Origin of the sequence: Streptomyces sp. NPDC002476 (genome assembly GCF_042889785.1) — a bacterium.
Classification (GTDB): domain Bacteria; phylum Actinomycetota; class Actinomycetes; order Streptomycetales; family Streptomycetaceae; genus Streptomyces.
In genome coordinates this window covers 288,792-302,815 of the sequence record NZ_JBIARH010000006.1, presented here as the reverse complement: position 1 = coordinate 302,815, position 14,024 = coordinate 288,792, and the positions used below count along the sequence as shown (strand labels likewise).

The window sequence follows — 14,024 nt, the reverse complement described above, 5'->3', positions numbered from 1 at the left end:
CACCACCCTGCCCTCACCGCACCCGATCTGCCGGGAACATCCCGCTTCGCGGGACGTTCCCGGAAACCAGCGCGAACCCCTATGAATCAGACCCGTCAGGGTTGACGAAACAGATAGGGGCACCCCCCCGGAGACATCCGGATGGACGAGTTGGGACTGAACGGTGACATCCGAGGGGTCTTCTCGTCGCAACCAGTGTGATTATCTTTCGCTGAGCGCGCATGTGCAGCGCGCGGGGGAGGGGCCTTGGGCCCCCAGGGCCTTGGCGGGGCCGGGCCGTGCGAGGGGAGACGAACACATTGAACGGGCAGCCGATATCGGGGAGATCGGCCGGGACGGGCAGCGACCGGCGAGGACGCGGAGCCACCGGACCGCTGGCTCTGGCCCTGGGGGCGCTGCTGATGCTGGTGACGGCGTGCGGCGGGGACGAGACCGGAGGCGCCGGCCGGGACGGCAAGGACGGAGCGAAGGTCGAGGACACCACCGCGTCCCAGGCGGTGGTGACCGTCGCGCCGAAGGACGGGGCCGAGTCCGTCGCCACGAGCGGGGCGCTGAAGATCTCCGCCTCGCAGGGGAAGCTGACCACGGTCAAGGTCTCCGACCCCAAGGGCGCCGAGGTCGAGGGGAAGATCGCGGCCGACGGCACCAGCTGGACTCCCGACCGGCATCTGGCCGCCGCGACCAAGTACAAGGTGCACGCCGTGGCCGAGGACACGAAGGGGCGTGAGTCGGCGAAGGACACCAGCTTCACCACGCTGGTCCCGCAGAACACCTTCATCGGGCAGTACACCCCGGAGGACGGCTCCACGGTCGGTGTCGGGATGCCCGTCTCGATCCACTTCACCCGGGGCATCACCGACCCGGAGGCGGTCGAGAAGGCCATCGAGGTGAAGGCCGAGCCGTCCGTGCCGATCGAGGGCCACTGGTTCGGCAACGACCGCCTCGACTTTCGCCCCGAGAAGTACTGGGCGGCCGGCACCAAGGTGACCGTGAAGCTCGACCTCGACGGCGTCGAGGGCCGTCCGGGCGTCTACGGCAAGCAGACCAGGACGATCTCCTTCACCGTCGGCCGCAGCCAGATCAGCACCGTCGACGCGAAGTCGCACCGGATGAAGGTCGTCCGCGACGGCCGGCAGATCAAGGACATCCCGATCTCGGCGGGCGCCCCGGCGACCACCACGTACAACGGTCAGATGGTCATCAGCGAGAAGCTCAAGGTGACCCGGATGAACGGTGACACCGTCGGCTTCGGCGGCGAGTACGACATCAAGGACGTCCCGCACGCCATGCGGCTGTCCACCTCCGGCACCTTCATCCACGGCAACTACTGGGGCGGCTCCGGCGTCTTCGGCACCACCAACACCAGCCACGGCTGCGTCGGTCTCCAGGACGTGCGCGGCGGCTGGAGCAAGAAGACTTCCGGGGCCTGGTTCTTCGACAACTCGCTCATCGGCGACGTGGTGATCGTCAAGAACTCCCAGGACAAGACGATCCAGCCGGACAACGGCCTCAACGGCTGGAACATGCCCTGGTCGGAGTGGACCTCGTAACTCCCGTCGTACGGAACACGGGCGGGCCCGGTGCTGTGACCAACGGCACCGGGCCCGCCCGTCGTCAGGGCCTGTTCCGAGTCCGCCCGCGGCGTCGCGGCGTCCGCCCCGTCGCCTCCCGCGTTGTCGCCGGTCGCCGAGGCCCCGCGTCGACTCCCTCCTCCGCCTTGGATTCGACGGCACCGGACGCTGCTCGTTGCTCCACGGGCGAACTCTGAACAGGCCCCGGCGGCGGTTAACCTCCTCCCATGACCGTAACCCTCGAAGCAAGCGACGGCGTCGGCACCATCCGGCTGGACCGACCGCCCATGAACGCCCTGGACGTGGCCACCCAGGACCGGTTGCGCGAACTCGCCGAGGAGGCGACCCGCCGCGACGACGTGCGCGCCGTGGTCCTCTACGGCGGTGAGAAGGTGTTCGCCGCGGGCGCGGACATCAAGGAGATGCAGGCGATGGACCACACGGCGATGGTCGTGCGGTCCAAGGCGCTCCAGGACGCGTTCACCGCGGTGGCCCGGATCCCCAAGCCGGTCGTCGCGGCGGTCACCGGCTACGCGCTCGGCGGCGGCTGCGAACTGGCGCTGTGCGCCGACTTCAGGATCGCCGCCGACAACGCGAAGCTGGGCCAGCCCGAGATCCTGCTCGGGCTGATCCCGGGCGCGGGTGGCACCCAGAGGCTCGCCCGGCTGGTCGGCCCCTCCCGGGCCAAGGACCTGATTTTCACCGGCCGTCACGTGAAGGCGGAGGAGGCCCTGACGATCGGTCTGGTGGACCGTGTGGTGCCCGCCGCCGAGGTGTACGAGCAGGCCCGTGCCTGGGCCGCCGCCCTCGCGAAGGGACCGGCCCTCGCGCTGCGCGCCGCCAAGGAATCCATCGACGCGGGGCTGGAGACGGACATCGACACCGGGCTCACGATCGAACGGAACTGGTTCGCCGGGCTGTTCGCCACCGAGGACCGGGAACGCGGTATGCGCAGCTTCGTGGAGGAGGGGCCGGGCAAGGCCGTCTTTCTCTGATTGCTTCCCAGGCCGTTGGGCGCGGGCGGACGCCGGTTCATCCGTGCGGGCGGATTGGCCGGATCTTGAGGGGCTCTCGGGATCCGGCCATCGGCGTGAGCGGGCATGTGCGCCCGGAGTCGCTGTCCTCGCAGGTCAGAACCACGGTTCTGAACGGCGTTCTGCCAATGGCATATGTCGTGCGAATGTCGCGGATTATTGCGTTCCGCGGTGGTGATTCCTCCGGAACGGCCCCCGGGCGCGCGTCGTGCGGCCATGATGGTGTGCATGGCGGGCCTGGAGGGTGTGGAACAGCCGCGACCGCGCGCAGGCGCGACGGCGGCACGCTGGACGACGACCGGCGATGAAGAACAGGCGTACAAAGCACTGGAGTTGTTCGGCGATCCGGCGGAGGGGGAGGCGCGACTGCCCTCCCGCCCGGAGTCCGCGGCCCATGCGCGGCGGCTCACCTCGCACGTGGTGCTCCGGCAGTGGGCGCTCTCGCCGCAGATCGCCGAGTACGCCGTCCTGCTCGTCTCGGAGCTCGTGGGCAACGCGGTACGGCACACCGGCGCCCGGGTCTTCGGCCTGCGGATGCTGCGCCGCCGCGGATGGATCAGGATCGAGGTGCGCGACCCCTCGCGAGGGCTGCCGTGCCTGATGCCCGTGCGTGAGATGGACGTCAGCGGGCGGGGGCTCTTCCTCGTCGACAAGCTCTCCGACCGGTGGGGGGTGGATCTGCTGCCCCGGGGCAAGACCACCTGGTTCGAGATGCGGACCTCCGACCGCTGACCACCGCCCGGCCGTCGTGGCCGGGGCCGTTCCGCGCCCCGGACTCCCGGTTTCCGGCGCCGGAAACACAGCGGCCCCCGGGCTGCCGTCGTGGGGCGCTTCGGGGACCGCTGTGGTGGGGCCGTGACATGGGGGGTGTGTTCACGGCCGCTCGTGACGCCCGAGCTCGGGTCGGTTCGGGTCGTGTCACCGACTATGGCAGACGGGCGACCTCGCCGCCAAAGGTGCAAATGGGGCATTTCCCTGCATATCTCGTCATTTCTTCAATAATTCGTAGGTGTGATGGGTCACTTGCCTGGAAAAGCATGAATATTTATGGGATTCGGTGAGTGATTCATTCGCGCCGCTCGTATGGCCGAATCGTTACCATTTGCCACTTCCACCCCTATCGTCTCTGCGCATGAACGCCTCCGACGGACCGGTGCACCGCCGCAGTGCCCTGCGCGCGGGAGCGGGGGCCGCGATCGCCGGCCTCGCCGCGGGCTGCGCGGACCGTCGTGACATCCCCGGTACGCCGGCCGGGCCCACCACCGCCGGGGCGGGCACCGGGAAACCCGCCACCCAGGGCGGCCGCCCTCCGTCCCCGCGTCCGGCGCCCGCCCCGCACCGTTTCCCCGGGCGGCCGGCCCAGATCGACCACGGTCCGCGCGACCGCCCCCGCGTCGCCCTCACCTTCCACGGCCAGGGCGATCCGGCCCTCGCCCGGACCGTCCTCGCCGAGGCCGAACGGGCCCGCGCCCGGATCACCGTCCTCGCCGTCGGCAGCTGGCTCGACGAGCATCCCGGCATGGCCCGCCGCATTCTCGACGGCGGCCACGACCTCGGCAATCACACCTGGCACCACGTCGATGTCTGCGCGCTCGGCGAGACCGAGGCGTACGCGGAGATCACCGGCTGTGCGGAGCGGCTGCGGCGGCTCACCGGATCCATCGGCTCCTGGTTCCGGCCCTCGCGCGCCCGGTACGCCACCCCGCTCGTCCAGCGGCTCGCCGCCCGGGCGGGCTATCCGCACGTCCTCTCCTACGACGTGGACTCCCTCGACTTCACCTCGCCCGGTGCCGCGGCCGTCTCCCGCAAGGTGGCCGGGGAGATCCGCAACGGCTCGGTGGTGAGCCTGCACTTCGGCTACGCGGACACGGTCGCCGCCCTGCCCCTCCTCCTCACCGAAATCGACCGCCGCGGACTGCGTGCGGTGACGACCACGGAGCTGCTGACCTGATGTTTCCCCACGCCAAGTACACCGCGGCCCTGCTCGGGGGCGTCCTCCTCGCAGTCCTCACCGGCTGCGGATCCTCCGCCGAGAAGGGGAACACCGAAGCCGTCGGCAGCGAGGCCGCCGCCCGGCCCACCGATGCCGGACGCGTCACACCGCCCGCCCCGCCCGGACTGCCCGGCATGCCGCCGGTCCTCGACCCCCGGGACGTCTATGCCGCCGACCGGCCGGGGAAGCTCTCCCCGGTCGTCAGGAACTTCCCCTCCCGTGTGTACGTCCCCAACACCAACTCCGACACCGTATCCGTGATCGACCCCGCCACGTACAAGGTCATCAGGACCATCAAGGTCGGCCGTCAGCCGCAGCACGTCGTCCCCTCCTGGGACATGAAGACCCTCTGGGTCAACAACGACCTCGGCGACAGCCTGACCGCCATCGACCCCGCCACCGGCAAGGTCGGCCCCACGGTGCCCGTCTCCGACCCGTACAACCTCTACTACACCCCTGACGGCAAGTACGCCGTGGTCATGGCCTCCATGGACCGCGAACTGGTCTTCCGTGACGCCCGCACCATGAAGACCGTCAAGGCCGTCCCGGTCAGCTGCGCCGGGGTCAACCACGCCGACTACTCCGCCGACGGGCGGCACTTCATCGTCTCCTGCGAGTTCTCCGGCGAACTCCTCAAGGTCGACACGGCGCGGATGGAGGTCGTCGGCCAGCAGAAACTCCCGCTGCACGGGGCCATGCCGCAGGACGTGAAACTGTCGCCCGACGGCGGCACGTTCTACATCGCGGACATGATCGCGAACGGGGTGTGGGTCCTGGACGGCGAGAAGTTCACCACCCCGAAGCTGCTGCCCACCGGCAAGGGCGCCCACGGCCTCTACGTCAGCCGCGACTCCAAGGAGATGTACGTCTCCAACCGGGGCGAGGGCACGATCTCCGTCTTCGACTTCGCACAGCGCAAGGTGACCAAGAAGTGGTGGCTGCCCAACGGCGGCAGCCCGGACATGGGCGGGGTCTCGGCCGACGGCAAGGTCCTCTGGCTGAGCGGCCGTTACAACTCCGAGGTCTACGCCATCGACACCGACAGCGGCAAGCAGCTCGCCCGGATCCCGGTCGGCAGCGGCCCGCACGGCCTCGCCGTCTACCCGCAGCCGGGACGCTACTCGCTCGGCCACACCGGCGTCTTCCGCTGACGGCCCGCGAGCCGCGAGGCGGTGAGGCGGTGGGGGCGGCAAGGCGGAGAGGCGGTGAAGCTGCAGGGCGGGGTCGCGAGGCCGGGACGGTTCGGGTGGGGCGGATGTTTCGAATGTGCAGAATATTCCGTTTGATCCCGGTGGCGGGGCGTCAACTCACCGCCGGACCCGCTCACCATCGGGTGATGGTGCGCGGCCGGTATCCGCTCTGCCGGGACAGTGATCCGCATGATGATCACTTCTCTTCTTCGGCGACGGGCCGCCGTTCTCGCCCTCTCCCTCGCCGCGGCGCTCGTCCCGGCCGCCGCCACCGAGGCCGCCCCCGTTGCCGCCACCAAGGCCGCCCCCGTTGTCGCCTCCGCCTCGGCGACCCCCGCGGCAGCCGCGTTCAAGCCCGGTGACTGCCCTGTCGTCACCGACCGCCTCTTCGCCGCCGCGGACCCCGTCGACGTCGGCCGGATCACCCCGCGGCCCGCCTGGCGCGGCGACTGCCGCCAGCTCTACCGGGCGGACGGGCGGGGCCCGGAGACGATCTTCGACGAGGGCTTCCACGCCCGGGACATCGTGTACGGCCAGTACGACGTGGAGAAGTACGTCCTGGTCAACCAGCCCTCGCCGTACGTCTCCACTTCGTACGACCACGACCTGTACAAGCGGTGGAAGGCCGCGTTCAACTACTACATCGACGCTCCCGGAGGCGTCGACGTGAACAAGACGATCGGCGACACCCACAAGTACGCGGACCAGGTGGAGGTCGCCTTCCCGGGCGGCGTCGACCGGACGTTCATCGTGGGGGCGTGTCCGATCGACCCGAAGAACAAGACCGAGATCATGAGCGAGTGCGTGGACAACCCGCACTACCGGCCGTGGCGCAGCTGAGCCGTCGAGGTCGAGTCCGAGCCGTCGAGGCCCGTGCGGTGGGTGGACGTCCCGCGGCGGGCGGCCCGCGCGTGGCGACCGGCCGCCGCGAGGGTCCTTCGTGGCGCCCGTTAATCTGACCCCCGTCATGAACGCACTGACCAGGCATTGGTCAGGCACTGGTCAGGCATTACGGAGGACGGAACTGTGGCGGACATCGAGTCGGCGCGCAAGGCGTTCGAGCGGTTCGATCTGAACGGCGACGGGCTGATATCGGCCGCCGAGTACAAGAGCGTGATGGCTCAGCTCGGCGACCCCCACGTCACCGAGACGGTGGCCCAGGCCATCATCAACGACCACGACGCCAACGGTGACGGTCTGCTCACCTTCGACGAGTTCTGGGCGTCGCGGAACAAGGGCTGAGCCGCCGGGCCCCCGGGCCGTGATGATGCTCACGGGCCGGGGGCCTTTCCGTGCGCATGCCCCGGTGAGGGGCCCGGTCCCCGGTGAAGGAGTGCCGGTCCCCGGTGAAGGGGCACGGCGCCGACGCGGGGGCGGCCGCGTGCACCCCTTCTTGCGCCGGTACGGCGCCCAGCCGCGCAGTTCGTCGTCGCGCGCGGCGCGCACCACCGCGGGAGTCCCCGGGCCGAAGCCCATCACCGGTCGGGACTCGTCCCACACCGGCCGGCCCGGATCGCCGGTGGCGGCGAATCGCACCCACGCCGTGTGCATCGCGTCGGCCAGCTCCTGAGGTGCGTCCGGGCAGGCCAGGACTCCCGTGTCCAGCTTGTCCAGGTTGTCGAGCTTGTCGAGTACGAAGCCGATCTCCAGCGCGTGACAGGTACCGAGCCCCAGCACGGGGGACGGCCGGCCGAACTCGTAGAGGCGGAAGCTCCCCGGCGCGCCCGCATGGGCGTCCGCCACCCGGTGCAATGGGACGCGCAGCAGCAGGTCGGTGGCGAGCGCCCCGAGCAGTTCACCCGGAGCGGCGTCCGGGCGGTTGGCGTGGTACGCGCGCTCCGTCTCCCTTGGAACGCGGAACTTCAGCAGGGCCAGCCGGAGCCCGACCCTCGACAGCTTCTCCGTGGGCCCGCTCGGCACGAACCAGAGCCGGGAGTGGGCGCGCTCAGGGAGCGGGCAGCGGCTCGCCGTCCTCCGGTACGCCGCGCACGGCCCGCACTCCCGCGGCACCCGCCGCCTACTCGGCGACCGGCCACAGCGGACCACCGCTGACCAGCACCGACGAACCGCTGTGCCGCAGCACGTACGCCACCCCGTCGGCAACCAGCAGCCCGTGCACCGGAACGGCCGTCGCCCCGTCGGCCAGCGCCCCGTAGTACGCGTACAGGAAATCCGCCGTGTTCGGCAGCAGCACCGCCACCCGGTCGCCCGGCCGCACCTCGGAAGCCCGCAGCGCGCCCGCGCAGCGCAGCGCCCGCGCCCACAGTTCCCGGTAGGTGAGCCGCGTGTCCGCGTCGACGACGGCGACACGGTCGGGGTGGCTGCGAGCCGACTCACCTGCGGGTGTCCAGGACCGGCCGGGCCGGCCGGAGCGACACGGTGGACCGGGCCGACGGGACGTGCGGGGCGGGCCGGACCGGTGATGGCAGCCGGGTGAACGGCACACCGCAACACGGTCCTCAACCGGACCGGCCGGATCGCCGAACTCGCCGGCCGCTCCGCGGAGTCCGGCGAGGCCCGGCTGGGCTGGGCGCCGGCCCTGAGAGCGCTGCCGCTGAGCGGCCCGGAGGACGAACCGGGCTCGGCGGAGACCGCCCCGGGAGGACCGGGCGGCCCCGTTCCGGCCTGATCCGCCCGGCCCGCCCCCGGCTCGACCCGCCCGGCCTGACCCGCTGGCCCCGCCCCCCTCGGCTCTACCCGCTGGCCTGACCCGTCCGGCCGGTCAGGCGGCGAAGAACCGGGACAGCGTCTCCCGGTCGTCGATCTCCACCAGATCCGGACGGGTGTAGCGCTCCGCGCGGGCGTGGTAGTCGAAGTCGCCCCGGACCAGCCCGCGGTAGTCCCGCACGCATCGCTCCAACGCCACCCGGGCGGAACCCTCGATCCCGGCCGCCGCGATCTGCCCGGCCAGCTCCCGCTCGGCGCGCCTGACACGCTCCGCGATACCCCCGAGCTGCGCCCCGGCCTCGTCGACGGCCTCCTGGAGGGTGCATCCGTGCTCGCGCTGGATGAGCCGCACGGCATTGTGCTCGTAGCCGAGCCGCGCCTCCTTCTCGAAGGAACAGATGTCGTTGCAGAGCCCGGAATGATCGGTCACGGCGTTGCGCAGGGCGATGTACGCGGGAAGCGCACGGGCCGACTCCGGAAGGTCGATCCCGGCGGTGATCTCATGCAGGTCCAGGAACGGCTGCATGGCCACGGAGTCCCGGCGGTGCCTCACGAAATCCTCCCTGGTCGGCACCTGTCCCGCGGCCCGCTCCACGGCCTCGGCGTGGTAGGTCCACAACCAGGCGACCGTGTCCCGGCGGAACTGCCGGAGCCAGTGCGCCGGGCGGCCCCGGTACGTCCGTTCCCGCAGATCTATGAGCGCGTGCTCCATGGCACCGCGCGGCGGCCCGCCGTCGAGCACCGTCACCAGCCGGTCGATCGCCGCCTCACACATCCGGGGATCACGACCGGCGGGACCGTCGTCGAACTCGTCGTCGACGAGGAAGGCCCAGAACAGCCATTGGCAGAAGAGATCGAGATGCTGTTGCGAAGCAGTGGGGAATATGAGGGAGATCCAGAGTTCCGGCCTGGTCCGGATCATCTTCTTCCGGGCCGTCGGGGAAAGCACGAGCCCTTGGGACTCGGCCCACTCCCAGGCGACTTTCCTGGTCTCCTCGATGCCGGGATTGCATCCGGTGCTCTCGAACGGCATGTGAAACGCTGGCAGCGCGATCTGGCTCATTGGTGCCCCTCGTCGAGACAATGCGGATGAACGATACGAATGCGGAGCTGATCGAATTCGTGCGTCGGCGCCGGTACGCGGGGAGAGGTGGGCCGCCCTTCGGCGCCTAGTTTCGGCCAGGGGGTCACCGTGCGCAATAAGACAGTCATCCCTGCTCACTCTCCTCCGCCGGTTTCGATGCATCGGAACCTGGCCCGCGGGCCCACGATGGCAAACACCCCGGGAACAGGGCGGCTTCATCGCCATGCGTGATCCCCCAGTCAACCTCGTGCGGGAGGGAGAGGGAAGTCATGTGTGACCGAAAATGCTTGGTGGTTGGGGACGCCTGAACGTCTGTGAGTGGTTTGTGATCCCCTGCGACACAGGCGCACCGCGGTTCCACCGACCGCACAGGCCCGCGCGACATTCGACGAATTCGCGCCGTTGCGAACCGCGCCCTCACGGGGCACCGGCCCCCTCGGCGAGGCGCAGGTCCGGCCAAGTCGCGTCGGCACGCGTCCGGCTGAGACCGCATCGCATGCGGATGGTGCGGCGGGACCGCGCCCGGGCCGGGGCGGCGCGCTCGGGCTACGGGCGCAGGTGCTTCTCAGCCTCGGCCTGCTCGATCAGTTCCGCGTACGAGCCGTCCTCCTCCAGCCCCTCCTCGTGGCGAAGGGAGACCGACCACGGAATCGGGCACGGCGGGGCGTGGTCGGGATCGGGGCAGAGCAGCCTGGCGATGCGCTCTTTGATCTCTTCGGCTTGCTGCGGAGTGGCGTAAATACCCAGCCGCACTTCCCAGACACTCGGGTTCTCAGGCATCGCTCACGTCCCGGATCAACAGAGAGAAAGAGGCAGAAGGAATTGGAAAAGGAAGGACAAAAGGAGAGGGGATAGGGGGTGGAAAATAGCAAAAGGGGGCGAAGTTCTCCGCCCCCTTGCCCGAGGCTACCAGGTGCGCTTGGCGTCGCAGTGGCGCTTGTAGTGACCCGCCGGGACGGGGATGTTGCGTGCCGCGTCGTTGATGGCAGCCTGCTCGGTGTTGCCGGTGCCGTCGGCCCTGTCGTACCCGATGACGTGGTTGTCACTGATACGGACGATCTGGCACTGCACCGTGGCATGCCAGGTCTTCATGACGGAGATCTCGCGCGTCACGGCCGGCCCGGCGGTGCCCGGGGCGGCGGAGGCGGCGGGGATCGCGAACCCCGCGAACATGAGGGCCATGGCCCCGACGGCGAGCGTGCGGCGGAGTGTGTTCATCGGTGTTCCTCCCTGACGGTGATGTGACCGTGCCGGGCGGACGGGCCCCTCTTCCGGTGCGCGCACAGCCCGGCGGCGCTCACGACACTCCCATTCGGGCGCGGCGGGACACCCTCGTCGGCCACGCGATTGGCAGGCGTTCGGCAGTCGTCCGCCACCTGTCCGGCGGCTGCCGAACGGGTCAACGCCGTCCCCGGCCGTGAACCTCGGCGCGGGCCGCGGCTACGTACCCGATGCAACCGGACAGTGGCCAGGTAGGAGTGCACATGGCGTACGACATGGCGGCCCCACCCCTCGCGGGGCGCCGCGACAACCCCTCGCTGGCGACGGTGGTGAGTACGGAACTCGCCCGCAACAAAAGAGGGTTCGTTCCCTGGTACCACCTCCTCGCCCCCGTCGTCATCACGATCCCGCTCTTTCTCGGTGCCCTCGGCTCCTCCGAGGCGAAGGCGGGCCAGACCTTCGAGGTGTTCCGGAACGTGACCCTGGAGTTCTGGGGCGTGCTGGTACCCATGACCGCCGGGCTGGCCGCGGCGCTCACGGTCCGTGCCGACCAGGACGCCTGGCGGCTGCTGCTCTCCTACGGCGTGCCGCGCGGGCGCTACTTCATCGGCAAGGTCGCCGCCCTCGGCGTTCTGGGATTCGTCTCCTCCACCGTGCTGCTCCTGATGCTCTCCCTCGGTGCGATGGCCAGCGGCCGCTTTCCCGGAGGGATGGGGACGGTGGTCGCCGCGGTGTATTTGCCCTGGCTGGTGGGTTTGTCGATGACAGCGCTTGCGGTGCTGGTCGCGGTGGTGTGGGGCATGGGTCCCAGCATCGGAGTTGGCGTCGCGGGCCTGCTGTGCGGGGCCCTGGTCTCGGACAAGGTCTTCTGGTACGCCGTCCCGTTCACCTGGCCGATGAGAGTGGTCCTTCCGCTCGCCGGAATCGGACCCAACGGGGTGCCGCTGCCCAAGGACAGTCCGGTGACCCAGATGTCGGCCATCCCGCTCGCCGTGGGCCTCGCAGCCGCGCTGACCGCGGTCCTGCTGGTCGTCGGCAGCATGCACATGCGCCGTAAGGAGATCTGACCATGACCGCGACACCGGCCCGGCCGGAAGCGCAGACGGCATCGGCACTCGCCATCCGAGGCCTGCACAAGCACTACGGTCCCCACCGCGCTCTGGACGGCGTGGACCTTACGGTCCAGGCCGGAGAGGTCTACGGCCTCCTGGGGCCGAACGGCGCCGGCAAGACCACCCTCATGAAAACCCTGCTCGGCCTGCAACGCCCCACATCGGGCACCATCGAGATCTTCGGCAGGCCGGTCGGACGCGAAACACTGGCCGAGGTCGGCGCCCTGATCGAGGTCCCCGGCCTGTGGCCGAACCTCACGGCCGACGAAACGCTGAAACTGCATGCCAAACTGCGTGGCGTACCGACCGAATGGATCGACCCCGCGCTGCACCTCGTCAAGATGACCGACGCACGCCGCCGTAAGGTCGGTGCGTACTCCCTCGGCATGCGCTGGCGGCTGGGCATCGCCGTCGCCCTGCTCGCCAGGCCGAGGCTGATCGTTCTCGACGAACCCACCAACGGCCTCGACCCCGTCGGCATCCGCGAGATGCGTGGAATCATCCGCTCACTGGCCGACGAGGGGGTGGCGGTCCTCATCGCCAGCCACCAACTGGCGGAAGTCGCCCAGGTCTGCGACAGAGTGCAGGTACTGGCATCCGGCCGCACCCAGTACGAAGGCCCCCTGGCAGGGCTCGCCATCGACGGGGACGTGGAGGCCGGATTCTTCCGGCTCCTGGAGTCGGCCGACGCAGCCATCCGCTGACCCGGAAGCGGCCCCCGTCCACCCCGGGGGCCGCCCCCGCCCGCGTACACGGCAACTGCGCGCATACGAAGCCGTCCACATGAAGTCGTCCCATGCCGTCAATAGGCTCACGCCGTCAGGCAGACCCTCAGCAGGCTCGCGCTGTCACCGGGCGTCGAGGGCCGAGCACAGCGGCCAACGACATCAGTTCGGCACGGCCCCCGACTCCCAGATCGTCGTAGAGCCTGCGAATACGGCGATACATGGACCGCTCGGAACAGTAGTAATGGCGGCGCGCGATCTCGGCCACCGTGATGGGCGTACAGAGCAGCCGCAACAGTTCCGCGTCGTACGAGGGCGCGTCAGGACGCCGACGCTGCTCGGGTATGTCCCCCTCGCGGTTGGCCTCCGCCCCTGACGGCTCTCCGTCATGGAACCGGCAACGGTGAGGGCCCTCCCGATCAGCCAGGCTCCCCTGCGCATCGGCGGCCGCGGCGTCGGCGGTGTCGGTCGCCCCGGCGGGGGCGGAAGGACCGCCAGGGGCGAAGAGGCCGCCGGGGCCGGCCAGGAGATGCGCTCTGAGCTGTGCGTACAGCAGATCGCGTTGGCTCTCGCCGGGTATGGCGAGGTTGACCACGAAGTTCGCGCCGGAACGGATCGCGTAGTACGTCCGATACCCCGAGATGTCGTTGGTGACGGCGACGAGCAGGGACAACGGATGCCGCACTCTCACCGCACGCAGTTCCTCGGCCTGGAACTCGCTGGTGACCGGCATCAGCACCGGCAGATCAAGCGCACCGCAGGGTGCGTTCAGCTGAGCGGCGCTGATGAACTCGACCCGGCCCAGGCCGGAACGAAGTATGCCCAGCAGCGCGTTCGGAGGGTCGAAGTATGGCTTGAGTCCCGAATGGGCCAGGACATGGAGCTCGGTGGTGGTCGATGTGTGCTGCTGCTCGCTGTGGTGCAAGGCGCTGTTCCCCGTAGCGTCGATCCCGGTGATGGTCGTCCCGCGGTCACTGGGCGACACACGGTGTCGGATCACGCTCGTGACTCGCCCGCGAACACCTGTCTCCGGTCATTGGCCGACCTTGCAGAGTTTCAGTGTCCTGCTGATCAGAGTGCCGAGGCTCACCTTGTCGCCGCTGTCCCCTGACAGTCGCACTGGTGCGACGTCGGCGTAACCGGCTTGCCGGGCCCGGTCGTTGAGCGCATATGTCGTGCCGTCGGGGACGGTGATCACGGCCTGATCGCCCTGGCGGCATTCGGCGGTTCCGCGATCGACGGTCAGCGGCCAGGTGTAGCCGAGGTTCTTCTCCGTAACCTCCTGCTTGGTAGCGGTCGGGCTGGGCAGCGGTACGGGGTCCGTGGTGGCCGGTTCGCTGAGGCCGCCGCCCCCGCAGGCGGTGAGCGCCAGGAGTGCCGCACCGGTCAGGGCCGAGATGGCGATGCAACGGCGATGCGTGGTCATG

Annotated in this window: 15 protein-coding genes and 1 pseudogene; 9 read left to right on the top strand and 7 right to left on the bottom strand. The window is 69.9% G+C overall.

Features of this window, described 5'->3' with window-relative positions:
* Positions 1 to 299 precede the first annotated feature (299 nt).
* From ACFYXM_RS10395 to ACFYXM_RS10365, 7 genes are all read left to right on the top strand, one after another.
* Positions 300 to 1,550: an Ig-like domain-containing protein gene (locus ACFYXM_RS10395; protein ID WP_389288548.1), complete on the top strand. Its 1,251-nt coding sequence runs from the start codon at positions 300 to 302 to the stop codon at positions 1,548 to 1,550.
* Positions 1,551 to 1,798: 248 nt separating this feature from the next.
* A complete protein-coding gene (locus tag ACFYXM_RS10390) occupies positions 1,799 to 2,566 on the top strand; it encodes an enoyl-CoA hydratase/isomerase family protein (RefSeq protein ID WP_389288547.1) in 768 nt (255 codons plus the stop codon).
* Positions 2,567 to 2,821: 255 nt separating this feature from the next.
* Positions 2,822 to 3,337, top strand: a complete 516-nt coding sequence (locus ACFYXM_RS10385; protein WP_389288562.1) for an ATP-binding protein — start codon at positions 2,822 to 2,824, stop codon at positions 3,335 to 3,337.
* A 400-nt stretch (positions 3,338 to 3,737) separates the two neighbouring features.
* Entirely contained in the window at positions 3,738 to 4,556 is an 819-nt protein-coding gene (locus ACFYXM_RS10380; protein WP_389288546.1) for a polysaccharide deacetylase family protein, read from the top strand.
* Positions 4,556 to 5,749, top strand: a complete 1,194-nt coding sequence (locus tag ACFYXM_RS10375) for a beta-propeller fold lactonase family protein (RefSeq protein ID WP_389288545.1) — start codon at positions 4,556 to 4,558, stop codon at positions 5,747 to 5,749. The genes ACFYXM_RS10380 and ACFYXM_RS10375 overlap by 1 nt, the downstream gene beginning before the upstream one ends.
* A 231-nt stretch (positions 5,750 to 5,980) precedes the next feature.
* Positions 5,981 to 6,628, top strand: coding sequence for an ADP-ribosyltransferase (locus ACFYXM_RS10370; protein WP_389288561.1), 648 nt, complete (start codon positions 5,981 to 5,983; stop codon positions 6,626 to 6,628).
* A 186-nt stretch (positions 6,629 to 6,814) separates the two neighbouring features.
* Positions 6,815 to 7,030, top strand: a complete 216-nt coding sequence (locus ACFYXM_RS10365) for an EF-hand domain-containing protein (RefSeq protein WP_073784587.1) — start codon at positions 6,815 to 6,817, stop codon at positions 7,028 to 7,030.
* A 156-nt stretch (positions 7,031 to 7,186) separates the two neighbouring features.
* On the opposite strand, the pseudogene ACFYXM_RS10360 reads toward ACFYXM_RS10365, so the two are convergent.
* The 5 genes and pseudogenes from ACFYXM_RS10360 to ACFYXM_RS10340 form a co-directional block, all read right to left on the bottom strand.
* Positions 7,187 to 7,720 (bottom strand): annotated as a pseudogene (locus tag ACFYXM_RS10360) (carboxylesterase/lipase family protein); the annotation flags it as partial.
* Positions 7,721 to 7,805: 85 nt separating this feature from the next.
* The gene (locus ACFYXM_RS10355) at positions 7,806 to 8,234 is read right to left on the bottom strand and encodes an AMP-binding protein (protein WP_389288544.1); all 429 of its coding nucleotides are present in this window, start codon (positions 8,232 to 8,234) and stop codon (positions 7,806 to 7,808) included.
* Between the two features lie 276 nt (positions 8,235 to 8,510).
* Positions 8,511 to 9,488, bottom strand: a complete 978-nt coding sequence (locus ACFYXM_RS10350) for a terpene synthase family protein (protein ID WP_389288560.1) — start codon at positions 9,486 to 9,488, stop codon at positions 8,511 to 8,513.
* Positions 9,489 to 10,085: 597 nt separating this feature from the next.
* Positions 10,086 to 10,319 carry a hypothetical protein gene (locus ACFYXM_RS10345; protein WP_351522881.1) on the bottom strand — a complete coding sequence of 78 codons (234 nt, stop codon included), beginning with the start codon at positions 10,317 to 10,319 and terminating at the stop codon, positions 10,086 to 10,088.
* Between the two features lie 126 nt (positions 10,320 to 10,445).
* Positions 10,446 to 10,757: a hypothetical protein gene (locus ACFYXM_RS10340; RefSeq protein ID WP_389288543.1), complete on the bottom strand. Its 312-nt coding sequence runs from the start codon at positions 10,755 to 10,757 to the stop codon at positions 10,446 to 10,448.
* Positions 10,758 to 11,023: 266 nt separating this feature from the next.
* Between ACFYXM_RS10340 and ACFYXM_RS10335 the strand changes: the two genes are divergently transcribed.
* Positions 11,024 to 11,827, top strand: a complete 804-nt coding sequence (locus tag ACFYXM_RS10335) for an ABC transporter permease (protein WP_389288542.1) — start codon at positions 11,024 to 11,026, stop codon at positions 11,825 to 11,827.
* Positions 11,828 to 11,829: 2 nt separating this feature from the next.
* Positions 11,830 to 12,576, top strand: a complete 747-nt coding sequence (locus tag ACFYXM_RS10330; protein WP_389288541.1) for an ABC transporter ATP-binding protein — start codon at positions 11,830 to 11,832, stop codon at positions 12,574 to 12,576.
* 127 nt (positions 12,577 to 12,703) lie between these two features.
* On the opposite strand, the gene ACFYXM_RS10325 is transcribed toward ACFYXM_RS10330, so the two are convergent.
* A complete protein-coding gene (locus ACFYXM_RS10325; protein WP_389288540.1) occupies positions 12,704 to 13,522 on the bottom strand; it encodes a hypothetical protein in 819 nt (272 codons plus the stop codon).
* Positions 13,523 to 13,630: 108 nt separating this feature from the next.
* The gene (locus ACFYXM_RS10320; RefSeq protein ID WP_389288539.1) at positions 13,631 to 14,023 is read right to left on the bottom strand and encodes a DUF2511 domain-containing protein; all 393 of its coding nucleotides are present in this window, start codon (positions 14,021 to 14,023) and stop codon (positions 13,631 to 13,633) included.
* Between the last annotated feature and the right edge of the window lies 1 nt (position 14,024).

Coding starts and splice junctions, on each gene's coding strand:
- ACFYXM_RS10350 (WP_389288560.1), bottom strand. CDS start 9,488: ATGCCGTTCGAGAGCACCGGATGCAATCCCGGCATCGAGGAGACCAGG.
- ACFYXM_RS10390 (WP_389288547.1), top strand. CDS start 1,799: ATGACCGTAACCCTCGAAGCAAGCGACGGCGTCGGCACCATCCGGCTG.
- ACFYXM_RS10375 (WP_389288545.1), top strand. CDS start 4,556: ATGTTTCCCCACGCCAAGTACACCGCGGCCCTGCTCGGGGGCGTCCTC.
- ACFYXM_RS10335 (WP_389288542.1), top strand. CDS start 11,024: ATGGCGTACGACATGGCGGCCCCACCCCTCGCGGGGCGCCGCGACAAC.
- ACFYXM_RS10370 (WP_389288561.1), top strand. CDS start 5,981: ATGATCACTTCTCTTCTTCGGCGACGGGCCGCCGTTCTCGCCCTCTCC.
- ACFYXM_RS10340 (WP_389288543.1), bottom strand. CDS start 10,757: ATGAACACACTCCGCCGCACGCTCGCCGTCGGGGCCATGGCCCTCATG.
- ACFYXM_RS10385 (WP_389288562.1), top strand. CDS start 2,822: ATGATGGTGTGCATGGCGGGCCTGGAGGGTGTGGAACAGCCGCGACCG.
- ACFYXM_RS10380 (WP_389288546.1), top strand. CDS start 3,738: ATGAACGCCTCCGACGGACCGGTGCACCGCCGCAGTGCCCTGCGCGCG.
- ACFYXM_RS10330 (WP_389288541.1), top strand. CDS start 11,830: ATGACCGCGACACCGGCCCGGCCGGAAGCGCAGACGGCATCGGCACTC.
- ACFYXM_RS10320 (WP_389288539.1), bottom strand. CDS start 14,023: ATGACCACGCATCGCCGTTGCATCGCCATCTCGGCCCTGACCGGTGCG.
- ACFYXM_RS10345 (WP_351522881.1), bottom strand. CDS start 10,319: ATGCCTGAGAACCCGAGTGTCTGGGAAGTGCGGCTGGGTATTTACGCC.